The sequence below is a fragment of the Serratia sp. NFX21 genome (assembly GCF_048517035.1).
Taxonomy (GTDB): domain Bacteria; phylum Pseudomonadota; class Gammaproteobacteria; order Enterobacterales; family Enterobacteriaceae; genus Serratia; species Serratia quinivorans.
Map to the genome: position 1 here is coordinate 4,547,736 of NZ_CP183196.1, position 24,363 is coordinate 4,572,098.

A 24,363-nucleotide genomic window follows, 5' to 3' on the forward strand; every position below is an offset into this window, starting at 1 on the left:
ACGGCTGCCCTCGTCATTTATGGTTTGAGACTGGCCTAGGGTTTGAGACTGGAATAGTAGGCCGCCAGATCGGCAATATCCGCATCAGACAGCGGGGAAACGTAGGCTTTCATCACTTCCGCCTGTCCTCCGTTACGCTCACCCTTCTTATAAGCCTGCAACGCATGCTCCAGATACATGGCGTTTTGCCCAGCCAGATTCGGGTACATGGGCATCGACACCTTCCCTTCAGCCCCATGGCACGCCATACAACTGGCGGACTTATCCTTACCCGCCGCCGCATCGCCCGCCGCCATTACAGGCAGGCTGAACAGACCCAACATCACCGCCATTGCGCTCACAAATTTCATCATGGTTCCTCAGTCTAATTATTATTTTTTACGCCAATGCAGCCGCCAGGGCTGCTGCCCCTCAGGCGTTTGTCCGGCCTCGCTGACAAAAATCCCCAGCGCCGCAATCAGCTGGTCATCATAATAGATCAACGGGATACGCTCACGCTGCCACGGAGGAATACCCAACTCCTGCCACAATTTTTTGATCGGACGAGAATGCGCGCGCCCCAGGATGCGGTGTTTGCCCTGAGCGCTAAAACGAATGCTCACTTTTTGCTGTGATTGCGGCGCACGCAAACAGATGTCTCCTTCCCCACTGACCAGTTCACCTAACCCATCCGGCAGCATCAGCGAATCATCCAATGACCAGCTTAGACTGATTTCATGCAGATCGGCCATCAGTGGCAGCAGATACAAGCGGCGGCGGAAGCGGCGAAACTGATATTGGCCCAATTGCAGCTGGGGTTCGGCGTCCTCGCGGCTGAGCGCCACTTCTTCCCATAACCGCTGCAACTGTTCGCGAGAAGGCATGGTAACGCCAAATAGCGCGATCCAACGGCGTAACAGGGCGAAACGTCGGGCCGCTGAGCATGTCAGCAGGCCATCAATCGCCAACGCACGATCTTCATCGAGCAGATTGTGCAGTTGCTCTGCCAGCAATTCATCCAGCAATTGCTCTTGCTCGGCGCACAGGCTGGCACTACGTGCCGTCGCTGCAGCAAAGTGCGGCCAGCGCTGATTCAGTAGCGGCAACACCTGCAGGCGTAAAAAGTTGCGGTCGAAGCGTGGGTCCTGATTGCTGTCGTCTTCAATCCAACTGAGCTGATGTTGCTGCGCATAGGCCTCCAACTGCTGGCGAGAGTGACCCAACAGTGGACGCAGCAAATGATTATTCCCCAGCGACGTCTGTGCAGCCATGGCCGACAGGCCCGCCGGACCACTGCCACGTTTTAGCGCCAGCAGGAAGGTTTCACATTGGTCGTCAAGGTGTTGCGCGGTAAGCAAGGTTTCATCGGCCGCCAGCGTGCTGGCAAAAGCCGAGTAACGTGCCGCCCGGGCTGCGGCTTCGATACCGCCCTGCTGGCTATCAACCTGCACGTGCTGAACCACCAGGGGGAGCTGCCAGGCAACGCATTGTTGCCGACAGTGTGTTACCCACTGGTCGGCAAAAGCACTCAGGCCGTGATGCACGTGCACCGCGCGAAGCTGCAAGTCCGGCAATTGCTGCCGTAACCCTACCAGCAGATGCAATAGCACGCTGGAGTCCAGCCCGCCACTGAATGCCACCAGCAAGTGCCGGTGTGCACCCAATTGGCGGGCTAGCTGTGCGGATAATTGATTGTTATTCATTGATTAGGCTTAATGACGTCCAGATAGCTGCACGTTAACCCCCGTCATACCATCAATCAAGCATTAACCGCACGGATATGACGGCCGGACAGCAACCACCACATGGCCAACACCGCCACCACTGCCGCCGTACAGCCCATCGCCCACCAGCCAATTTGAGCAAACAGGTGAACATAGGCCTGCGCCGTCGCGCCCGTTGCCGGGTCTTCTGCAGTCTGGCCGGCGATAATACCGGCCAGGTAATTGGCTATCGAGCCGGTAGTCAGCATATAAATACCAGTCAGCACCCCGGTAGCGCCAGGGATATTCAGTCGGGTAATCTGTGCCATGGCGACCGGATCGATAAACAGTTCGGCAAGCCCCATCACCGACAGCCCGGCGATCATCAGGCTCATCGAGCCCTGCCCGTAACGGGCGTTAAGCGCCATCAGGGTAAACCCCACGCCAATCAGCAGTAAACCAAAGGCGAACTTTCCCCAAATCCGCAGAGTGGGGTTGCCATTGCCGTTGCCCCGCACCAGCCAGGCCAGCATCACACCGCCAAACATCACGGCAAAAGCGTTAACCGACTGGAACAATGCGGTCGGCACCGTCCAGGAAAACCATTGTCGGTCGACAAAGTGATCGATAAACAGGCTGATCGAACTGCCGCCCTGCTGGGCAAAGGCCCAGAACAAGGTGCCCAACAGCATCAACATCACTATCTGCCACAGCCCACGGCGCTGCACTGTTGTAGCCCGGGCCATTATACGGATCACCATCACGACGGCGGCGGCACACACCAGCATCAGTAATTGGCCGGCCAGGTCGTAAATGAACAGTGAAGTGAAGAACAGAGGGGCCAACAGCAGCATGGCACCAAGCCATACCCAGTTAGGTACTCGCAGCGTGGTGACGCACATCTGCGCCCGATCCACACCGCGCGTATGGCTGAAATGACGGCTGCCGAACAGGAAGATCGTCAACCCGGCCAGCATGCCGATACCCGCCAGCGCAAAGCCGACGTGCCAGCCGTAGCGTTCTGCCGCCAACCCACAGGCAATGGGTGCCAGGATCGAGCCGACATTACCGGCGGCATACAGCAGTGAAAAGCCCCCTTCCCGGCGCGAGTCCTGCGGTTGATACAACTCGCCCAGCAGGCAGCTGATATTGGATTTAAACAGGCCGTACCCACAGATGATGATCGACAGCGAGAGATAGAGTGATTGTGTCGATACGGCGCTCAGGCCGAGCACGATATGGCCCAGCGTCATCAATACCGCTCCGGCAATGACCGCTACGCGGTTGCCCAGCAGGCGATCGGCAAGCAGGCCGCCGAGGATCGGCGTGACATAGACCAGAGAAGCGTAAGCGCTATAGAGGCTAATGGCGCGGCTATCGGAATAACCAAGTTGGTGGGTAAGATAGAGAATAAGTAACGCACGCATGCCGTAAAAGCTGAAATATTCCCAAATTTGTATGGCTACGACATAGTAGATTGCGCGCGGCTGTGAGGGTGTTTTCATGGTTTTCTCCCATCAGTCGGGGAACGACAAAAGGGGAAGCGCAAGCGCCTCCCCTTGTTAGTTCACTTATTTATCGTTTTTCAACACCTTCACGGTGTAACGTCCATCCGCCTGGCGATAAGCGCCATGGATATCAGTTTCGAAGCCTGGATAATGCGCGCCGATCTCGCACAGCATTTGCAGGAACTCCAGAACCGGACGGCTTTCCTCGGTGAGCATTTCACCCGGCATGACCAGCGGAACACCCGGAGGATATGGCAGGATCATGTTGGCATTCACTTTGCCCACCATGTCTTCCAAATAAACCTCTTCCACTTCACCGTGCAGTTCTTTCTGGAAGGCCTGGAACGGGTTCATTACCATCGCCGGCAGCACTTCAAAGGCGCGGTACATCAGGTCAGGCAGATTATGGTGTTTCACCAGGTTGTGGATATTCTGAGCCAGCTCCTGGATCCGCATGTCTTCATAAAACTCTGGTGCCTCTTTATACAGCGAAGGCAGCATGTTTTTCACCCGCAGGTTCAGATCGAACGAGCGTTTAAAGTCAGTCAGACCGCGCAGCAGGCTGAGAGCCTTGGTTTTATCGATGCCGATGCTGAACAGGAACAACAGGTTATACGGGCCGGTTTTCTCAACAATGATGCCGTGCTCATCAAGGTATTTGGCAACCAGACTGGCCGGGATACCAAACGACTCCATTTCGCCATCTTTGCTCATCCCCGGTGTCAACATGGTGACCTTGATTGGGTCAAGGTACATATGTTCGTTATCAATACCTTTGAAACCATGCCATGCACTGTCGGAACGCAGCGGCCAACATTCTGCTTCATCAATATGTTCCGGCTGCCAAACGTCAAAGAACCAACCTTCAGATTCGACATTCAGACGTTTGATTTCTTTACGGAACTTGATAGCTCGCTCAATTGAACCGTTAATCAGACGCTTACCGGCATTGCCTTTCATCATCGCCGCTGCGGTTTCGGTAGATGCCACGATACCGTAGTGCGGTGAAGTGGTGGTGTGCATCATGTAGGCTTCACTGAAGGTTTCTTCATTGATGTCGCCTTTCACGTGGATCATCGAAGCCTGTGAGAACGCCGCCAGCAGTTTATGGGTGGATTGGGTTTCATAGATCACTTTCCCTTCCACGCGGCCACCGCTCATGCCGCACTTGCCTTTGTAGATCGGGTGGAAATTGGTGTAAGGCACCCAGGCAGAGTCAAAGTGGATGGATTTCACATCCAGCGTGCTCTTGATGAAATCGGTGTTATACAGCAGACCGTCGTAGGTCGAGTTGGTGATCACCGCGTGTACCGGCCAGGTGGCGTTCGGCGTCTCTTTCACGCGTTTGGCGATGGTGGCGCGGGCAAACTCGCTCTGTGGAATACCACCGAGGATGCCATAAGCATTACGAGTCGGGCGGAAATAAATTGGCGTAATGTCGCTCATCATCATCAGATGGGTCAGCGATTTATGGCAGTTACGGTCAATCAATACGGTGCTGCCTGCCGGTGCAGAGTACATACCGACAATTTTGTTGGCGGTAGAAGTGCCGTTAGTCACCATATAGCTGCGTTCAGCGTTGAACACGCGGGCAATGTATTCTTCAGCTTCTTTGTGCGGGCCGGAGTGATCCAGCAGTGAACCCAGCTCAGAGACCGAAATTGACACGTCGGATTTCATCGCATTAGGGCCAAAGAAATCGTAGAACAGGCTACCGACCGGGCTTTTCTGGAAGGCAGTACCGCCCATGTGGCCAGGAGTACAGAAGGTGTATTTGCCTTCACGTACATATTTGAACAGCGCTTTGGTCAGCGGTGGCAGGATGGTGTCTACGTACTCATCGGTGTTCTGTTTGATCTTGTCGGCAATGTCGTTGGCCGCACCGAGCGCATATTCAAAGAAACGCACCTGCATACGCAGATCGTTCAGGCTAACGTCCAGGGTTGAATAGGTATTGGCAAAGGCATACAGCGGCATGTACTCATTCAACTCACTGATTTCCTGGCACAGCTCAAGGTTGTATTTGTCCCAGTCGAAGATCACGCCGCACAGACGGGCATTATTCTCGATCAATTTGAGCAGGTCTTCGCGGTCGTTCGGGTAAACAATGCGGAAGTTCAGTTTTTCCAACGCGTTGTGCAGTTCGCGGATGGGCTCTTCTTTGAAGTAGACACCCATGTGGTTCATGATAGCAATAACGTTCATAATCATTTCTCCAGGTAATGCGAGCCCCTTGCCATCACGGATGACAATCGTTGTTGCAAGGGGCTGAATTAAGAAGTGGGTCAGTACGTGCTTAGTGCGCTTTGGCCGTCGAGCTGTCGTCGATGGCTACAGCATTGGCTTTCGCTGTCTGACGGGTATTCATTTTGCGGGCGTAGAACATCAGGATGATCAGGCTGATGATGAAGGTACCGGCCAGTTCGAACGATTCGGCACCCATCAGTGCGATGAAGCAGAAGCCACAACCCAGAACCGAGGCAATCAGGCTCAACAGGTTACGGATATTGACGCCTTCGAAGCGGATCAGGTCTACGCAAGAGTAGAAGTAAGGCAACATGGTCAGCAGCACCGCAATACCGGTCAGCATGCCGAACAGGTCGGAAGCTTTACCGCCGCCGGAGCTCATGGCGGTAATCAGCACCATCAGCGCGGTCATTTTGCAGCTTGCCAGCAGCAGGCCTTTTTTCGGCACGCCGTTTTTATCGACTTCACCATAAACTTTCGGGAAGTTACCGTCGTTGGCAGCACGAACCCCGGCCTGGCCAACCAGCATCATCCACGAACCCAGTGAAGTCAGGCAGGCAAAGGCGGTGAAGGCTGAGACCAGTGGTGCAGCCCAGTTACCCATAATGGCGGAGGCGCTGACGGCGAACGGTGCACCGCTGGCAGCCATTTGGCTAGCCGGGAACATACCGCTCATCACCTGAGTGGCAGCAATGTAGATAATCCCGGCCAGCGCGGTACCCAGCATGGTTGCCAGCGGTACGGTACGTTTCGGGTTTTTCACCATGCCGGTGCTCACGGCAGCAGACTCTACGCCGATGAACGCCCACAGGCACAGCAGAATACTTTTGATTACCGCATGGCTGTCGGTGGTACCGGAAGTGTTCCAGTTAGCGTGGTAGGTTGCAGCGTCGAACCAATGCCAGCCCGCAGTCGCGGTGACAATCACCGGGATTAACACCAGCACCAGGCCGAGGGTGGTCAAGCGGCTGACCCAGGTCCCGCCAAGCAGGTTAACAAAGGTGAATATCCAGACGATGGCGATACAGGCAATACCTGCCGGTACCGGATTATTCAATTCAGGGAAGAAGGTAGAGAGATAAGAAACTGCGGTAATGCCGATGGCCAAATTACCGATCCAGTTCGCATGGTAATAAAGCACACCGGTCTGGAAACCAAACGCCGGGGAAATTTCACCCGCATAAGCAATAGGACCACCCTGCTGAGGGTTTTTGGTGGCCAGACGCGCATAGACATAAGCCAGTGACATCGCGCCAATAATAGAGATTACCCATCCCCAGATGGCGATAGAACCGAGGCTTGCCAGGTTCGCGGGTAATAAGGCAATACCGCTCCCCATCATATTACCGGCAACCACACCGGTGCAGGCAATAAGCCCTATTTTCTTGGATGAACCCATGGTCAGTTTCTCCTGATTTTGATTTCTTATAAGTCTTGGCCGCTAAGCAAATTTGCTAATGACCGGACTTGATAGTCAGGATGCTAATGATTGGCGGGAATAAAGTCCTAAAGATAAAGTGATATTACGCTCATGATCATACAAATGATAAATTGAGGTTTTTCATTAACACATCAAGAGATAAACACGTGCTCAAGAAAAGATAAATAACCAATAAAAACATTAAGATAGCGTTGTTATTTTCACTAACAAATGAAAATAAAAGAGAAAAACAAATCAACCAATAAGTTAATGGGACTTAACAAATAAAACACAATAAATAACACCGCCGGTCAACTATCTGACTCGGCGGCGTGGCTTAATTGGGTTGTTTATCCGGATTGTAGTTTTCGAGGTAGGGAACTACGGTGTTTATTGAGGTATGGAAGACGGCATTACGGATCCAGTGCAGGGTATTCTCGCCCGGACGCAGGTTAAATGCCGTGATATAGGAATCTGCAGCCAAGCGATTGTAGCCCTGCATTTCATAAACTTTACCGAGCAACACATAATTCATCCATGACATCTGCAACTCGATGCCTTTATTTATCGCCTGATAAGCCTCATCGGTTTTCCCCTCTCCCAGTGCCCGTATCGTATGAATTTGCTGAATTATGGGGCTGTCTTTTAATGCTGGCAACGCATCCAGGCGAGCTATCTCCGTATCCAGTTGCGCCAACTGCACAGTATCAAACGGTTGATAAGAATTACGCAGTAAGTCTGCCAGCGCTTTTTCGGCTGCAATATAAATAAAGTCCGGAGACGATTTCACCATATCACCCAGCATGCGACTGGCATGGGTCAAAGAATCGATATCCCCCTGGATCAATAACTGATGTGCCTGGTAATACTGCTGCAGTTCCGGGCCTGAGTTTGGCAAGAGTTTCATCAACCGCTGCTGCAAAGGGGCCGGCCACGGCTGATTGAGGGCCAAAGACAGGCTACTCAGGAAGTCCTCCTGAATTTTCAGTTGATTGTCTGTAGTAACGAAGTAGCGCTTATCCAGCATGATCGAGCTGTCCGCATTGTCCACCAGCCGTACCGACAGGAAACATTGCTGCGCACGATAATGGCGCTGGTTGACGAACTCAATGGTCAGCGATTTACCCGAACTGCTTGGCCCGGTGTAGTTATAGTTGGTTTGATCGTGCACCAGGAAAGTGGAATAGGTGTTTAGCGAGTCCGTGACTACTTCGCTCAGGCCGACGACATAGGAAAGTTGCGGCGTCCAGTTACTGCAGCTGTTGCCCCCCTGAATGCGGATATCAATATCCCGCGGGTTCATCAGCACCGGCATGGTGGATTCCGGTATGCGACGCGACAAAGTTGCAATGGCCACAAACACCACGCAGGCGCTCAATGCCGCCAGGAAAGCCAGCCACACCCAGAACGGCGATTGTCGATAAAAAGCCACCTTCGACTTTGCCGGCGATGTTTTTGCCTGGCTGGGTTTTGGCGGTTGATAATCAACGTCATCGTCTTCACTGCCATCTTCCGGCTCATGGGTGATGACCGCCACCCGGGGTAGCGCAGGTATGCCTGTCTCTTCCCCTTCACACCACATCACTGGCGCAGCCAGCTTATAGCCGCGCTTGGGCACGGTAATGATGTATTCCGGGCTGTTGCTGTCACCGTCCTTCAGGTATTTGCGCAGTTCGGAAATACTCTGAGTCACCACATGGTTGGTGACAATGTTGCGCTTCCAAACGTTATCGATCAGCTCATCGCGACTCAGCACCACATCCGGGTGCCGGGCGAAATATTGCAGCATATCGATTAAGCGCGGCTCCAACGCCAGTTGGCGCCCATCACGGCTTATTTTGTTGTCTGCGGGAGTAACCAACCACTCACCAACGCGAAAAACGGGTTCTTGCATAGTGAAAATAACTCAAAAGGGGGTGCGGCAAGCGCGGGATAATACCATATGAGCGCCCGACCTGCGTCGATATGCCCCGATTAAGCATTCATACCTCATATAATTCTAGAGGCAAGCCATCGGGATCGCTGAAAAAAGTGAAGCGTGACTGGGTATAAGGATCGATGCGTACCGGCTCGCAAACTACGCCGGCAGCCTGCAAATGCTGGATGGCCTGCTCGATGTCCTCGACGCTGAATGCCAGATGGCGCAGGCCACAGGCTTCCGGACGACTGACACGAGCCGGGGGGGACGGGAAGGAAAACAGTTCGATGCTGTATTGGCCGTTGAGTGCCAAATCGGCCTTCCAGGAGTCACGTTCTTCGCGGTAAAACTCGCCGAGTAAGGTGAAACCCAGAATATCGCAATAAAAATGCTTACTGGCCGCATAGTCTGAACCAATGACGGCAATGTGGTGTATCTGACGAAGTGCCAACATAGTGTGTCTCATTATCGATGTGATGAGGCACGTTATCCGGCAGCAGTGGCGACGTCAACGACAAAAAGCCCCGCATATAAGACGGGGCCGTCATTCAGAAATCAGCAACGCAACGGCAGATCAGGCTTTAAGATCCGCCAGCGCAGCACCGTAGTTGATGTGCAGTACCTGCCCATCCACCACCAGCGCCGGTACGCTCTGTACCCCGGCTTTTTCTGCTTCGGCGATACGCGCCGGTTTTTCACCCAGATGAACGACATCCACTTGCACATCCTGGCTCAACAGGCCCAACAACTGCTGCTCTGCGCTCACGCAAACCGGGCAACCGGCATGATAGAAAACGGCCTTAGTCATGATAATTCTCCTTGGTTCTGACTGTGTGGGCGAAATTAATTCGCACATTTGGTTTCGACTCGAAACCAAATGCACAATAAATCCTCCGTCACTCCTTGTCAATATAGTTTTTAATCGATACTATTTTCCCACGTTAGCGAGGATCCCATATTGAGACTTTTTGATTTACTGGAACGGCTGAATAGCCTGCAACGCAGCTGGCTGCGTAGCCATGAAGAGCTGGAAAGCCTGCCCCCGGTGCAATTGAGTGCGTTGTACTATCTGGCGCGCTGCAACCATTACTCCAACACGCCAATGGCGGTGGCGGAATATCTTGGCCTGACCAAGGGCACGGTATCGCAATCGCTGAAAAAGCTGGAAAGTAACGGGATGATTGCCCGCACTGCAGACGAGAAGGACCGCCGCAGCGTCAGGCTAAAGCTGACTGACAAATCACGCGTATTGATGGATGCCCTGTTCCCACCGGCCTATTTACAGGATGCGCAGGATGCCATGCAGCGAGACGGCAGGCAGCTAGTGGAACTGCTGACGCAGTTGTTGCGCCAGTTGCAAAAGCAGGATGATAACGTGGCGTTATTCGGCGAATGCCATCGCTGCCGCTATCACCAACGGCAGGATGGCCAACCATTTTGCGGCCTGACGCAGGAACCGTTGCCGGCAAGCAGCGTGAACCTGATTTGCCGGGAATTTGCTTAAGCCAGCGGCATTTTCAGCACCTTCACCAGATAACGCCCGTCCTCGGTCAGTTTCGCGCCGTGGATATCGGTTTCAAAGCCCGGGTAACGCTCGCCGATCGAGCACAGCATCAGCAGGAAATCCAGCACTGCACGGCTCTCTTCGGTGATCATCTCGCCCGGCATCACCAGCGGAACCCCAGGCGGATAAGGCAGGATCATGTTAGCCGCCACCTTGCCGACCAACTGATCCAGCTCGCAGGTTTCTACGTTGCCGCGCACCTGTTGCTGGAACATCTGGTGCGGCGTCAGTTTCATTTCAGGCAGCACGTCAAACGCCCGTTGCATCAGCCCCGGCAGATCGTGCCGACAGATTAAACTGTGGATCCCGGCCGCCAGATCCTGAATGCGCATATTGCGGTAGAAATCCGGATCTTCCGCGAACAGATCCGGCAGCATGTTCTTCACCCGCAGGTTGAGATCGTAAGCGCGTTTAAAATCGGTCAAACCGCGCAGCAGACTCATCGCCTTGGTTTTATCGATGCCGATGCTGAACAGGAATAACAGGTTATAAGGCCCGGTTTTTTCCACTACGATACCGCGTTCGTCCAGATACTTCGCCACCAGCGCCGCCGGTATCCCGCTCTCTTCCAGCATGCCCAGTTCATTCATGCCCGGCGTCAGGATAGTGACCTTGATCGGATCGAGGTACATGTGGTTGCTGTCGGTGTTGCCGAAACCGTGCCAATTATCATCCGGGTTCAGCGGCCAACACTGCGCCTCGTCGATCTCCTCCGGCTGCCAGATGTCGAAGAACCAGCTATCGCTCTCCTCTCGCAGCCGCTGCACCTCACGGCGGAAATGCAGTGCGCGCTCCACCGAGCGATTTATCAATCGCCGCCCCGGATTGCCGCGCAGCATGGCTGCGGCAGTCTCCATCGATGCTACGATGCCGTAATTCGGCGAGGTGGTGGTGTGCATCATATAGGCTTCGTTAAAGGTGCTTTCGTCGTAGTCACCCTTAATGTGAATCATTGAAGCCTGTGAAAACGCCGCCAGCAGTTTGTGCGTAGACTGGGTTTCGTAGATAACCTTGCCGGGCGTGCGCTCGCCGCTCATACCGCTCTTGCCGTCGTAAATGGGATGGAAGTTGGTATAGGGCACCCAGGCCGAATCAAAGTGAATTGAGGGTACGTCCAGCGTCTGTTTGATGTAGTCGGTGTTGTACAACAAACCGTCATAAGTGGAGTTGGTGATCACCGCATGTACCGGCCAACTGGCGTTAGCCGTTGCCGCGACCCGGCCGGCAATGCTCTCGCGAGTAAATTCATGCTGCGGAATACCACCGAGAATGCCATAGGCATTACGCAGCGGACGCAGGTAGATAGGCACGATATCGCTCATCATCAGCAAATGGCATAAGGATTTATGGCAGTTGCGGTCAATCAATACCGTGCTACCGGTCGGCGCCGAATACATTCCGACTATCTTGTTGGCGGTGGAGGTGCCGTTAGTCACCAGATAACTCTGCTCGGCGTTAAAGGTACGGGCAATATACTCTTCGGCTTCCAGATGTGGGCCGGTGTGATCCAGCAGCGATCCCAGTTCTGTCACAGAGATCGAGACATCTGCTTTTAGCGTGTTGGCACCAAAAAAGTCGTAAAACAGACAGCCGACCGGGCTTTTCTGAAAGGCGGTACCGGCCATATGGCCTGGAGTACAGAAAGTGTATTTCCCTTCGCGCACATAGTTGAACAGCGCCTTGGTCAAAGGAGGCGTAATGGTATCTATGTATTCGGCGGTGTACTGCTGAATACGCTGTGCAATATCATCCGCCGCATTTAGAGCGTACTCAAAGAAATACAGCGCCATGCGCATTTCATGCAGGCTGACGTCGAAGGTGGAATGGGTGTTGATGAAGGCATACAACGGCAGATATTCATTCAACTCATTGATATCGCTGCACAGCTCCAGACTGTAGTCGTCCCAGTCAAAAATCACCCCACAAATGCGCGCGTTGGCTTCGACCAGTTTTAACAGATCGCCGCTGTTTTTCGGATAGACCAGTTGGAAATCCATTGCAGCCAGTGCGGTGTGAAGCTCGCGGATCGGCTCGTCTTTGTAATAAACGCCCGCAGGGCTCATGATCGCGATGATATTCAACGGCTGCTCCTGTCAGTTAACCACCAATCGTCTATAACAACATGAAAAAACCGTGCTGTGTACCCCAAAGCCCCCCTTTTCGTCAGCCAAAAAAAAACCGCCCAAATGAAGGCGGTTTCTTGCAACGCATAACAAAACTCAGCAGTAGCCGTAGTTCATCAGGCGCTGGTAACGACGGTTGCGCAACTCTTCGTTGTTCAGGCCATCGAGGTCTTTCAGGTCAGCCAGCAACTGTGCTTTCAGCGTTGCAGCCATCGCAGGAACGTCGCGGTGAGCAGAACCCAAAGGCTCCGGGATCACCGAATCGATCAGCTTAAGCTCTTTCAGACGCGGTGCAGTAATGCCCATCGCTTCTGCAGCCAGAGGTGCCTTATCAGCACTCTTCCATAGAATGGAGGCACAGCCTTCCGGTGAAATCACCGAATAGGTGCTGTACTGCAGCATATTCACTTTGTCGCCAACGCCGATGGCCAATGCACCGCCAGAACCGCCTTCGCCGATCACGGTGCAGACGACCGGGATGTTCAGGCGAGACATTTCACGCAGGTTATGGGCAATCGCTTCTGACTGGCCGCGTTCTTCCGCGCCCACGCCCGGGTATGCCCCTGGGGTGTCGATGAAAGTGATCAACGGCAGCTTGAAGCGAGAAGCCATTTCCATCAGGCGCAACGCTTTGCGATAGCCTTCCGGTGCCGGCATGCCGAAGTTACGGCGGATTTTCTCTTTGGTTTCGCGGCCTTTCTGGTGACCGATGATCATCACCGGGCGACCATCCAGACGCGCAATACCACCGACAATCGCTTTGTCATCGGCATAGGCGCGATCGCCAGCCAGTTCTTCGAAGTCGGTGAAGATGTGTTTGATATAATCCAGGGTATAAGGACGGCGTGGGTGGCGTGCCAATTGAGCAACTTGCCAAGCCCCAAGATCGGAAAAAATCTTGCGCGTCAGCTCAACGCTCTTTTCACGAAGGCGCTGAACCTCTTCGTCCAGATTAATATCTAATTTTTCGTCTTGACGGCTGACTGCAGTCAGCGAGTCAATTTTCGCTTCCAGCTCTGCAATCGGCTGTTCAAAATCAAGAAAATTCAGACTCATAGCATTCCTATTTTAGTCAAATTCCAGTTCCACCTGCTCATTACCTACCAAAGTCCGCAAATCTATCAATAAGCGGTCGGTGGGCGTCACGCGCCAGGTTGCGCCAAAACGCAGCTTGGCCCGCGCATCTTCCCGTTGATAGTAAAGATGCACTGGAATCGTCCCCGAGCGATGGGGTTCCAAAGACTGACGGAGACGGTTCAAAAGCTGGTCATCAATTTGCCTGTCCGTCAGCGAGATAGCAAGTCCGCGAGCGTATTTTTCACGGGCTTCACTGATGTCCATTAGCTCGCGGGCGGTCATTTTAAGCCCACCGCTAAAGTCATCAAAGCTGACCTGTCCACTGGCGATCAGGATACGGTCTTTTTCCAATAAATGCTGGTATTTTTCTAACGCATCGGTGAATAACATCACTTCCAGACGGCCTGAACGGTCATCCAGCGTACAAATTCCGATGCGATTACCCCGCTTGGTGACCATAACCCGTGAGGCGATCACCAGCCCAACGGCGGTCGTCATCTTGCCCCGATCCGTCGGGTGCATATCTTTCAAACGCTGGCCACCGGCATAGCGTTCGATTTCCTTCAGGTACTGGGTGATCGGGTGGCCAGTAAGGTACAACCCCAGCGTTTCCCGTTCACCGTCCAGCACCACCTGCTCCTGCCAGAGGGGCACGTTGGCGTAGGATTGCTCCACCTGCTCCGGCGCTTCGGCCAGTACGCCAAACATGTCCACCTGACCGATCGCTTCGGCTTTGGCATGCTGATCGGCCGCTTTCAACGCATCGGGCAATGAGTTCATCAGCGCGGCGCGGTGCGGCCCAAGGCGGTCGAATGCCCCGGACATGATCAGCTTTTCCAGAATGCGGCGGTTCAGTTTTTTGATATCTGAGCGAGCACACAGATCGAACAAGTCTTTGAAGTAGCCCTGCTCACCACTGTTACGCGCTTCAAGAATGGCTTCAATCGGCCCTTCCCCGACGCCCTTGATAGCGCCGATGCCGTAAACGATCTCGCCTTCATCGTTAACGTGGAAATGGTACTGACCGCTGTTGATGTCCGGCGGCAGGATTTTCAGGCCCATACGCCAGCATTCATCCACCAACCCGACCACCTTATCGGTGTTGTCCATATCGGCGGTCATTACCGCCGCCATAAACTCGGCTGGATAGTGCGCCTTCAGCCACAATGTCTGGTATGACACCAGCGCATAGGCAGCGGAGTGCGATTTGTTGAAGCCGTAACCGGCGAATTTCTCCACCAGGTCAAAGATTTTTACCGACAGTTCACCGTCGATACCGCGTGATTTTGCCCCATCTTCGAAACCGCCACGCTGCTTGGCCATCTCGACCGGGTTCTTTTTACCCATCGCACGACGCAACATGTCCGCGCCGCCCAGCGAATAGCCGGCCAGCACCTGGGCAATCTGCATTACCTGTTCCTGGTACAGGATGATGCCGTAGGTAGGCTCCAGCACCGGCTTGAGCGACTCATGCTGCCACTGGATATCCGGGTAAGAGATCTCTTCACGACCGTGCTTACGGTCAATAAAGTTATCTACCATGCCGGACTGCAGCGGCCCAGGGCGGAACAGTGCCACCAGTGCGATCATATCTTCGAAGCAGTCGGGCTTCAGGCGTTTGATCAAGTCTTTCATGCCGCGCGATTCAAGCTGGAAGACCGCAGTGGTCTCCGAACGCTGCAACATATCGAAGCTTTTCTTGTCTTCGAGCGGGATAGCGGCGATATCGATCGGTTCCAGCCCGGTTTTCGCACGGCGGGCGTTGATCATCGCCAACGCCCAGTCGATGATGGTCAGGGTACGCAGACCGAGGAAGTCGAACTTCACCAGCCCGGCGTATTCCACATCGTTCTTGTCAAACTGGGTTACCGGATGCTGACCTTCTGCATCGCAGTACAAGGGGGCGAAGTCAGTGATTTTGGTCGGTGCGATCACCACACCACCGGCGTGCTTACCGGCGTTACGCGTCACCCCTTCCAGCTTGCGCGCCATGTCGATCAGCGCTTTGACTTCCTCATCAGCCTCGTAGATTTCCGGTAACTGCGGCTCGGCGGCAAAGGCTTTCTCCAGCGTCATACCCGGATCGGGTGGCACCAGCTTGGAGATACGATCGACGAAGCCATACGGGTGACCCAGCACGCGGCCCACGTCGCGAATAACCGCCTTCGCCGCCATGGTACCGAAGGTAATGATCTGGGATACCGCCTCACGGCCGTACATCTCCGCCACGTGATCAATCACCAGATCGCGTTTTTCCATGCAGAAGTCGACGTCGAAGTCGGGCATCGAAACACGTTCCGGATTAAGGAAACGTTCGAACAGCAGGTCAAATTCCAGCGGATCAAGATCGGTGATTTTCAGCGCGTAAGCCACCAGTGAACCGGCACCAGAACCACGGCCTGGCCCGACCGGCACGTCGTTGTCCTTCGACCACTGGATAAACTCCATCACGATCAGGAAGTAGCCCGGGAAGCCCATCTGGTTGATTACTTTCAGCTCAATATCCAGACGTTCGTCGTATTCAGGGCGGCGCTGGGCACGCACCTCCGGATCCGGGAACAGGAACTCCAGTCGATCTTCCAGCCCTTCCTTCGACTTAAGGACCAGGAAGTCCTCGGTAGTCATATCACCGGTTGGGAACTGCGGCAGGAAGTATTCGCCAAGGCGAATAGTCACGTTACAACGCTTGGCGATCTCTACGCTGTTGAGCAACGCCTCCGGGATGTCGGCAAACAGCTCACACATCTCGTCTTCGTCACGCATGTATTGCTGCGAGGTGTAGTTACGCGGGCGCTTGGGATCATCGAGCGTGAAACCGTCGTGGATGGCAACGCGGATCTCATGGGCGTCAAAGTCATCTGCGACCAGAAAACGCACATCGTTGGTGGCCACTACCGGCAGCCCACGTTCGGTCGCCAGGGCTACCGCCGCATGCAGGTAGTTTTCTTCGTCCGGCCGACCGGTACGGATCAGTTCAAGATAGTAACTGTCGGGGAAGTACTGCTGATAAAACTCCAGGCACTGCTCCACCTGCGGCTGGTTGCCGCGCAGCAGAAACTTGCCGACGTCGCCCTGACGGGCGCCAGAGAGCAGGATAAGCCCTTCACGGTGCTCAATCAGCCAATCGCGATCGATGATCGGGCCGGCAGCGCCGTAACCACGCTGATAGGCGCGGGAAATCAGCAGCGTCAGGTTTTGGTAACCTTCATTATTGGCGGCCAGTACGGTGAGCTGCGCCAGCTCGTCGCCCAGCACTTCACTTTGCACATGAAAATCCGCGCCGATGATCGGTTTGATCCCGGCGCCGTGCGCGCTGCCATAAAACTTCACCAGGCCACACAGGTTGGTAAAGTCGGTAATTGCCAAAGCGGGCATGGCTAACGCGGCGGCTCTTTTCACCAACGGTCCGATCTTGGCTAATCCATCAATCATGGAGTAGTCGCTATGAACGCGCAGGTGAATAAAACGAGGTTCGGCCATATCCAGATACCTGAATCTAGGGGTTCAGCGAACTGAACCCGGGTTAACTCTATCGCTAGGGCCGGCAGATTACAGCGCCAGCACCCTTCTAACCGGGGCAAAGCTGCGGCGATGATGCTCGGTCGCACCCAGCGCGGCCAGCCGCTCCAGATGGAAAGCGGTTGGGTAGCCTTTATGCTGCGCAAAGCCGTAGTCCGGGAATTCCCGATCCAACTCGGTCATTTCGCGATCACGCGTTACCTTCGCCAGAATGGACGCGGCGCTGATTTCTGCCACGCGGCTATCGCCCTTCACCACCGCCTGCGAACGCATCGGTAATTTAGGACAACGGTTACCGTCGATCAATACCATGTCCGGCGCGATATGCAATCCGGCAACCGCTCGCTGCATCGCCAGCATGGTGGCATGCAGAATATTCAGTTGATCGATCTCGTCCGGCTCGGCTCGCCCCAGACTCCAGGAAAGTGCCTTTTCGACGATTTCGTCATACAGCGCCAGGCGGCGCTTTTCACTGAGTTTTTTCGAGTCCGCCAGCCCAACGATTGGCCGCGCAGGATCGAGGATCACTGCGGCGGTCACTACCGCCCCGACCAAAGGGCCACGGCCGACTTCGTCCACGCCGGCAATCAGCGTGGCGACAGGATAAATGAAGGGTTCAATCATGCTTTTGCCAGCTCCAACACAGCCTGAGCGGCCTGTTCATCGGCACCACAACGGATGCTTTGGTGCAGGGTAAGGAAAGTCTGTTTCAGTTCGTCGGTTTGCGGACTGTCTTCCAGCAACGGCATGACCGATGCCGCCAACTTGTCCGGCACGCAGTCGTGCTGCAACAGTTCGGTGACGATCTCACGACCGGCCAGCAGGTTGGGCAGCGAGACATAGGGAGTCTTCACCAACCTCTGCGCTATCCAGAAGGTAAAGGGCTTCATGCGGTAACCCACCACCATCGGGCATTTGGCCAGCATGCACTCCAGTGCCGCCGTCCCTGAGGCCAGTAAAGCTGCGTCGCTGGCGATCATCGCCTCACGGCCCTGGCCATTGAGTAAATGGACCCTTAACTCAGGTGCCACTTCCGCCTTGATGCGTTCGAACTGCTCGCGTCGCTTGGCGTTAACCAACGGCACCACCAGTTCCAGCTCCGGATAGCGGGTACGCAGCAACTGGGCCGTCTTCAGAAAATCAGCGCTCAGCATCTCGACTTCCGCGCCGCGGCTGCCCGGCAGCAGGGCCAGACAACGCGCATCAGCGGCAATGCCCAGTTTAGCGCGCGCAGCCAGTTTGTCCGGTTGCAGAGGCATGGCGTCAGCCATGGTATGACCGATAAACCGACAGGGAACGTTGAAACGATCGTAAAACGCTTTTTCGAAAGGGAGAAACGCCAACACCAGATCGGTGGCTTTGCCTATTTTGAAAACGCGCTTTTGACGCCAGGCCCAGACGGAGGGGCTGACATAATGAATGGTGCGGATACCACGCTGTTTCAGGCGACCTTCCAGGGTGATATTGAAGTCCGGCGCGTCGATACCCACAAACACGTCAGGCGCGAGATCGCTGAACCGGCGGGTAAGATCCTTGCGGATCTTTAACAGGCGTGGCAGGCGCTCAAGCACCTCGACCACGCCCATTACCGCCAGCTCTTCCATTTCGTACCAGGTTTCGCAGCCTTCGGCCTGCATCAGCGGGCCGGCGACGCCAACAAAACGCGCGTCGGGGATCTGCGCCTTGAGCGCGCGAATTAAACCGGCGCCAAGAATATCACCGGAAGTTTCTCCGGCGACCAATCCGATGGTCAATGGGCGATTTTGCATAGGTCAGCGAATAATACCGCGGGTGGAACGACCAAAGAAATCAAGGAACTGCTGCACCACTGGCTGTTCTTTCGCCAGGGCTTCGATTTCTGTTTTCGCTTCATCCAGCGTTTTCTCGCTGCGATAAAGAATTTTGTAGGCGTTACGGATAGCCTGCATTTCATCTTTATCAAAACCACGACGCTTCAGGCCAACGGCGTTAACACCGAATGGCGTGGCGTGGTTACCCTGCGCAATGACAAAAGGTGGCACGTCCTGGGCAACGCCGGAACAACCGCCAACCATCACGTGAGTCCCGATAATGCAGAACTGATGAATAGCCGTCATACCACCGATAATGGCATGATCGTCAATTTCCACATGGCCGGCCAGCGTGGCGTTGTTTGCCAGGATACAGGAGTTACCCACCACGCAGTCGTGTGCGACATGCACGTTAACCATCAGCAGGTTGTCATTACCTACTTTGGTCAAACCGGTGCCCTGCGCCGTACCGCGATGAATGGTGACGCTTTCGCGGATGCGGTTGCGATCGCCAATCTCGACACGCGTCGGTTCACCCGCGTATTTCAGATCCTGATTCACTTCGCCAATAGAGGCGAACTGATAGATCTGATTATCGCGGCCGATTTTGGTCAAGCCATTCACCACAATGTGGGACTTCAGTACCGTGCCTTCGCCGATTTCCACCTGGGAGCCGACGTAGCAGAAGGGACCGATGTGCGCACCAGCGCCGATAACGGCGCCTTCTTCAATAATCGCGCTAGGATGGATAAAGGCGGTTTTGTCGATCACGGATTAGGCCTCCCGGCTGCGCGCACACATCATGGTTGCTTCGCAGACAATTTTGCCGTCGACGGTCGCCACGCCTTTAAAGCGCGTCAAACCACGACGAGTTTTCTCAAAGGTGACTTCCATGATCATTTGATCACCAGGCACTACCGGGCGTTTGAAGCGAGCTTCGTCGATACCGGCAAAGTAATACAACTCGCCCGGCTCCAGTTTGCCGACGCTTTTAAACGCCAGAATACCGGTGGCCTGCGCCATGGCTTCCAGAATCAATACGCCTGGAAAAATCGGCTTACCAGGGAAGTGTCCCTGGAAAAACGGCTCATTTACAGATACGTTCTTCACCGCACGCAGGAATTTGTGCTCCTCAAACTCGAGGACGCGATCAACCAGCAAGAACGGGTAACGGTGAGGAAGCAACTCTAAAATTTCTGCAATATCCAGAGTATGAGTGTCAGTAGTCAAAATACTCTTCCTGTCTCTAAAAACTGATGGCATCAACAACACGGCCTGCGCTGCCCCCAATAAGGAGGAAGTCATGCAGGCCGCAAATTAACAACTCTTTGCGCTTTTGGTCTCATGACCAACGCGTTTCGTTTTGTACCCAGCGAGGCGGGCGGTAGTGATTAGTCTTTTCCGACTTTTCGTTCGACAGCTTTTAAGCGCTTGCTAATCTCATCGATATTCATCACCAACGCAGCGGTTTTACGCCAAACTTTGTTGGGTTGTAACGGAATGCCCGAAGAGTATACCCCAGGTTCGGTGATTGGTCGCATAACCATTCCCATTCCGGTGACAACAACCTTGTCGGCGATCTCCATGTGACCGTTGATCACGCTGGCTCCGCCGATCTGGCAGTAGCGGCCGATTTTCAGGCTGCCCGCCATGATAACACCGCCGGCAACGGCAGTATTGTCGCCAATCACCACGTTATGTGCAATCTGGCATTGGTTGTCGATGATAACACCATTCCCGATCTGGGTGTTATCCAGCGCGCCGCGGTCAATGGTGGTGCAAGCGCCAATCTCGACGCGATCGCCGATAATTACCGTGCCCAACTGAGGAATTTTTATCCACTCACCACGTTCGTTGGCATAGCCGAAACCATCAGCACCAATCACAGTACCTGATTGGATCAGGCAGCGTTGGCCGATCTCGACTTCATGATAAATCGTTACGTTCGCCCACAGACGCGTACCCGCGCCAATGCGTGCACGTTTGCCGATGAAGCAGCCAGGGCCGATAACCACGTTATCGCCAAGCACTGCGCCCGACTCGATCACCGCATTGGCACCAATGGCAACATGCTGACCCAGAGTGGCTTCAGGTGAGATAACCGCGCTTGGAGCGATATCCTGAGCCGGGGACGGCGTGGTATCCATCAGTTGCGCCATGCGCGCGTAAGTCAGGTAAGGATTTTTAACCACCAGCGCCGCAGAACGACAGTGTGGTAAATCCGCCTCGGTAAGCACTACTGCGCTTGCCTGGCAGGAAGCCAGCTGCTCTTGATAGCGGCTGTTTGACAAAAACGTGATTTGGCCAGCCTGTGCCGAATGCATAGAAGCAATGCCGGTGATGACGAGATCGCCATCACCGTGCAATTGTGCATCCAACTGCTGCGCTAGATCAGCCAGTCGAATTGAAGGCATGTTGTTATTTAACCTGTTTCAGCACGTCAGCAGTGATGTCTTTAGAAGTCCCTGCGTAGGCAACAGCGTTAGCATCGATAACTACGTCGTAGCCTTCTTTGCTGGCAACAGATTTCACAGCGTCCTGAATACGGCTCAGGATTTTGTTACGCTCTTCCATCTGACGGCGACGGTTGTCCTGCTCAAAAGCCTGTGCTTTCTGAGAGAACTGCTCGCGCTGTGCCATTACGTCTTTTTCCAACTTGCTGCGATCGCTGGCTTTCATGGTAGCGCCATCACGCTGCAAACGTTGCATTTTGGTCTGAAGGCTACGCTCCATAGTCTGAAGCTCACCCGCACGGCCTTTAAACTCGTTTTCCAGCTGTTTAGCTACGGTTTCACGAGCCGGCAACTGTTGGAAAATGCTGGAGACGTTAACTACAGCGATCTTATCTGCTGCCTGAACGCCAGCTGAAGCAGCCATTGCTAAACCGAGGCCTGCGGCACACAACCACTTTTTCACTATAAACTCCTTACCATCACCCATTTGTGTCATATGACACTTGAAGTACACAATCTGCCAGACTTATCCCGCAAAACAATGAGAATCATCTCTCTGTGCTCGGACGGGCGCCTGGCATTTGCGATTCTTAATAACTGCTATGCCCAGAAGCCGGACCTGTTACCAGGTCTTGCCAATGTTAAACTGGAACTGTTCGGACTTGTCGCCTTCGTATTTCTTGAGCGGGTTGGCATAAGAGAACACCAACGGACCCAAAGGTGACATCCACTGCAAGGCGATACCGGCAGAAACGCGGATGTTGCTCGCCTTACTGTAGTCCGGAATATCGTACATGCTGGTCTGCGCAGTATTCTGCCAGTTGGTATCCCACACGGTACCCGCATCCATGAACAGTGAAGTACGCACCGAGTTGGCGTATTTCTCACTGATGAATGGCGTTGGTGTGATCAGCTCCATACTGGCGACAGCCATGGCGTTACCGCCCACTGCGTCGTCCGAATTACAAATCGGGGTACCGTTACTACAGCCATACGAATTGGAGTTGTAGTATGCCGCTTTTGGACCAATGGTGTTGGAGCCGAAACCACGCACGGTGCTGGAACCACCGGCATAGAAGTTTTCGTAGAACGGCATTTCTTTGCCGCCCAGACCATCTGCATAACCCAGACGGCCACGACCCAACAGCACCCAGGTGCGGTCATCATTGATCGGAACATACTGCACGCTGTCTAACGTCAACTTGTAGTATTCGTTATCCGAGCCTGGAATGGTGACTTTACCATTGAGCGTAGTGCGGTTACCCGAGGTTGGGAAATAGCCACGGTCAAGGTTGTTATAGGTCCAACCCAGGTTCAGCGTGAAGTCATCGGCAGAATAGCTGGCGCGATCGGTGGTGTTAGGGTTCAGACCCATCGAGTCCAGATAACGCCACATGGCAATCTGCGGCTGCATGTTGGACAAGCCGTTATGCACGTAACCCAGGCCGGTACGCAACGAGTTGTTTTCGTTGATCGGGAAGCCCAGGGTACCGTCTATACCGTAACTCTTGTTGGTATAGTCGGACAGGTCCGCGTCATCGGCTTTAAAGTCGTTGTAGAAGATACGGCCACCCAAACTCACACCGTCAACGGTGAAGTACGGGTTGGTTACCGACAGCTCGGTGTAGGTCTGGTAATCGTTCTTGGTACCGCTGATGCCGACGGAATAGCCGGTCCCCAGCCAGTTGTCCTGCTGAACGCCCGCCTGGAAGCTCACGCCGCTCTCGGTGCCGTAGCCAACGCCGAAGTTGAAGGTACCGGTGTTACGCTCTTTCACCTTATAGGTGACATCAACCTGATCTGCAGTACCTGGCACGCGCTGGGTTTCCACATCTACCGTTTCAAAATAGCCCAAACGGTTCAGACGTTCTTTGCCCTGCTCTACCTGTGCATTGCCCAGCCACGCACCTTCCATCTGACGCATTTCACGGCGCAGTACGGAATCTTTACTGGTGTCGTTGCCTTCAAACTTGATGCGACGGACATAGAAACGGTTACCCGCATCAATATTCACGTGCAGCTTCACGGTTTTATCCGCGTCGTTGATTTCAGGCTGGGTAGAAACACGCGGGTAAGCGTAACCGTAACGGCCCAACATCGTTTTGATGTTGTCTTCCATTTTGGTTACTTTACTGCCGTTATACAGCTCACCTGGCTCAATCTTGGTCAACTGGGCGACTTCCGCCGAGTGGCCGGCCAGATTGCCGTTCACCACCACGTCGGTGAGCTTGTACTGCTCGCCTTCAGTGATATTGATGGTGATATAGATGCCTTTTTTGTCCGGCGTCAGGCTGACCTGAGTCGAATCAATATTAAAGCGCGCGTAGCCGCGGTCCAGATAGAAACTGCGCAGGGTTTCGAGGTCACCCGCCAGCTTTTGCTTCTGGTATTTGCGATCGCCAACCACGTTCCACCACGGCACTTCATCACGCAGTTGGAAGCGTGAAATCAGTTCATCATTGGTGAAGGCATGATTGCCGACAATGTTGATTTGTTGAATCTTGGCGGAAACCCCTTCCGTGAACACCAGTTTCAGGTCAACACGGTTACGCGGCAATGGCGTGACCACGGCTTTCACCGAGGCACTGTATTTACCGACGCTGTAATAGAAGTCTTCCAGCCCTTTTTCAATGCTGGATATCGTGGTGCGGTCGAGCGCTTCGCCAACCCGAACGCCAGAGGCTTCCAGGTTTTGCTTGAGCATGTCATCTTTCACCGACTTGTTGCCGGAGAAAGTGATGCTGGCAATGGTAGGGCGTTCCTTAACCTGAACAATCAGCGTATTACCATCGCGCAGCACGCGAACGTCCTCGAAGTTGCCAGTGGCAAACAAGGCACGGATGGTATTACTGATATCATCGTCAGTGACGGTATCGCCTACGCGAACCGGCATGTTGAGTAACGCCGCACCGACGGCGACTCGCTGCAGGCCTTCGAAATGAATATCCTTCACTACGAACCCGTCTGCACCGTATACGGTGGCGCTGCCAAACAGCAGCGACGCTATGAGCAACTTTTTCATCGCCATCGTTGTTATGCGTTCTTCCTAACCTATCCCCGCC

19 protein-coding genes are annotated in these 24,363 nt (G+C 54.1%); 1 reads left to right on the forward strand and 18 read right to left on the reverse strand.

Features of this window, described 5'->3' with window-relative positions:
* Positions 1-35: 35 nt before the first annotated feature.
* The 8 genes from ACNT1W_RS21285 to ACNT1W_RS21320 form a co-directional block, all read right to left on the reverse strand.
* Positions 36-353: a c-type cytochrome gene (locus tag ACNT1W_RS21285; protein WP_026142508.1), complete on the reverse strand. Its 318-nt coding sequence runs from the start codon at positions 351-353 to the stop codon at positions 36-38.
* Positions 354-371: 18 nt separating this feature from the next.
* Positions 372-1,682 carry a tRNA lysidine(34) synthetase TilS gene (tilS, locus tag ACNT1W_RS21290; RefSeq protein ID WP_261277331.1) on the reverse strand — a complete coding sequence of 437 codons (1,311 nt, stop codon included), beginning with the start codon at positions 1,680-1,682 and terminating at the stop codon, positions 372-374.
* 56 nt (positions 1,683-1,738) lie between these two features.
* Complete coding sequence (dtpD, locus tag ACNT1W_RS21295) at positions 1,739-3,187, reverse strand: dipeptide permease DtpD (protein ID WP_012146471.1); 1,449 nt, start codon at positions 3,185-3,187, stop codon at positions 1,739-1,741.
* A gap of 66 nt (positions 3,188-3,253) precedes the next feature.
* On the reverse strand, positions 3,254-5,395 hold the full coding sequence (gene cadA / locus ACNT1W_RS21300; RefSeq protein WP_012146472.1) for a lysine decarboxylase CadA: 2,142 nt from the start codon (positions 5,393-5,395) through the stop codon (positions 3,254-3,256).
* 91 nt (positions 5,396-5,486) lie between these two features.
* The gene (gene cadB / locus ACNT1W_RS21305; protein WP_115183941.1) at positions 5,487-6,836 is read right to left on the reverse strand and encodes a cadaverine/lysine antiporter; all 1,350 of its coding nucleotides are present in this window, start codon (positions 6,834-6,836) and stop codon (positions 5,487-5,489) included.
* 358 nt (positions 6,837-7,194) lie between these two features.
* Positions 7,195-8,751 carry a lysine decarboxylation/transport transcriptional activator CadC gene (cadC, locus tag ACNT1W_RS21310; protein WP_012146474.1) on the reverse strand — a complete coding sequence of 519 codons (1,557 nt, stop codon included), beginning with the start codon at positions 8,749-8,751 and terminating at the stop codon, positions 7,195-7,197.
* An 88-nt stretch (positions 8,752-8,839) separates the two neighbouring features.
* Positions 8,840-9,229: a VOC family protein gene (locus ACNT1W_RS21315; protein ID WP_017893785.1), complete on the reverse strand. Its 390-nt coding sequence runs from the start codon at positions 9,227-9,229 to the stop codon at positions 8,840-8,842.
* A gap of 120 nt (positions 9,230-9,349) precedes the next feature.
* Positions 9,350-9,583: a glutaredoxin family protein gene (locus ACNT1W_RS21320; RefSeq protein ID WP_012146476.1), complete on the reverse strand. Its 234-nt coding sequence runs from the start codon at positions 9,581-9,583 to the stop codon at positions 9,350-9,352.
* A 150-nt stretch (positions 9,584-9,733) separates the two neighbouring features.
* On the opposite strand from ACNT1W_RS21320, the gene ACNT1W_RS21325 reads away from it, so the two are divergent.
* Complete coding sequence (locus ACNT1W_RS21325; RefSeq protein WP_012146477.1) at positions 9,734-10,279, forward strand: MarR family winged helix-turn-helix transcriptional regulator; 546 nt, start codon at positions 9,734-9,736, stop codon at positions 10,277-10,279.
* Here the strand turns inward: ACNT1W_RS21325 and ACNT1W_RS21330 are convergent.
* The 10 genes from ACNT1W_RS21330 to bamA all read right to left on the reverse strand — a co-directional run bounded on the left by ACNT1W_RS21330 (position 10,276) and on the right by bamA (position 24,329).
* On the reverse strand, positions 10,276-12,420 hold the full coding sequence (locus ACNT1W_RS21330; RefSeq protein ID WP_012146478.1) for a lysine decarboxylase LdcC: 2,145 nt from the start codon (positions 12,418-12,420) through the stop codon (positions 10,276-10,278). The two genes, ACNT1W_RS21325 and ACNT1W_RS21330, sit on opposite strands and share 4 nt — an antisense overlap.
* 138 nt (positions 12,421-12,558) lie before the next feature.
* Positions 12,559-13,518 (reverse strand): acetyl-CoA carboxylase carboxyl transferase subunit alpha, encoded by a 960-nt coding sequence (gene accA / locus ACNT1W_RS21335; RefSeq protein ID WP_012146479.1) that lies wholly within the window; start codon positions 13,516-13,518, stop codon positions 12,559-12,561.
* Positions 13,519-13,530: 12 nt separating this feature from the next.
* Entirely contained in the window at positions 13,531-17,019 is a 3,489-nt protein-coding gene (gene dnaE, locus ACNT1W_RS21340; RefSeq protein ID WP_012146480.1) for a DNA polymerase III subunit alpha, read from the reverse strand.
* A 69-nt stretch (positions 17,020-17,088) separates the two neighbouring features.
* Positions 17,089-17,682, reverse strand: a complete 594-nt coding sequence (gene rnhB, locus ACNT1W_RS21345) for a ribonuclease HII (protein ID WP_012146481.1) — start codon at positions 17,680-17,682, stop codon at positions 17,089-17,091.
* On the reverse strand, positions 17,679-18,827 hold the full coding sequence (lpxB, locus tag ACNT1W_RS21350; protein WP_012146482.1) for a lipid-A-disaccharide synthase: 1,149 nt from the start codon (positions 18,825-18,827) through the stop codon (positions 17,679-17,681). Before lpxB ends, rnhB begins: the two co-directional genes overlap by 4 nt.
* Positions 18,828-18,830: 3 nt before the next feature.
* Positions 18,831-19,619 (reverse strand): acyl-ACP--UDP-N-acetylglucosamine O-acyltransferase, encoded by a 789-nt coding sequence (gene lpxA, locus ACNT1W_RS21355; RefSeq protein WP_012146483.1) that lies wholly within the window; start codon positions 19,617-19,619, stop codon positions 18,831-18,833.
* 3 nt (positions 19,620-19,622) lie between these two features.
* Positions 19,623-20,078 (reverse strand): 3-hydroxyacyl-ACP dehydratase FabZ, encoded by a 456-nt coding sequence (gene fabZ, locus ACNT1W_RS21360; RefSeq protein ID WP_017893789.1) that lies wholly within the window; start codon positions 20,076-20,078, stop codon positions 19,623-19,625.
* Positions 20,079-20,239: 161 nt separating this feature from the next.
* Positions 20,240-21,262, reverse strand: a complete 1,023-nt coding sequence (gene lpxD, locus ACNT1W_RS21365) for a UDP-3-O-(3-hydroxymyristoyl)glucosamine N-acyltransferase (RefSeq protein WP_012146485.1) — start codon at positions 21,260-21,262, stop codon at positions 20,240-20,242.
* Between the two features lie 4 nt (positions 21,263-21,266).
* Positions 21,267-21,764, reverse strand: coding sequence for a molecular chaperone Skp (gene skp, locus ACNT1W_RS21370; protein ID WP_017893791.1), 498 nt, complete (start codon positions 21,762-21,764; stop codon positions 21,267-21,269).
* Between the two features lie 159 nt (positions 21,765-21,923).
* Positions 21,924-24,329, reverse strand: coding sequence for an outer membrane protein assembly factor BamA (gene bamA, locus ACNT1W_RS21375; protein ID WP_259191509.1), 2,406 nt, complete (start codon positions 24,327-24,329; stop codon positions 21,924-21,926).
* Positions 24,330-24,363 lie beyond the last annotated feature (34 nt).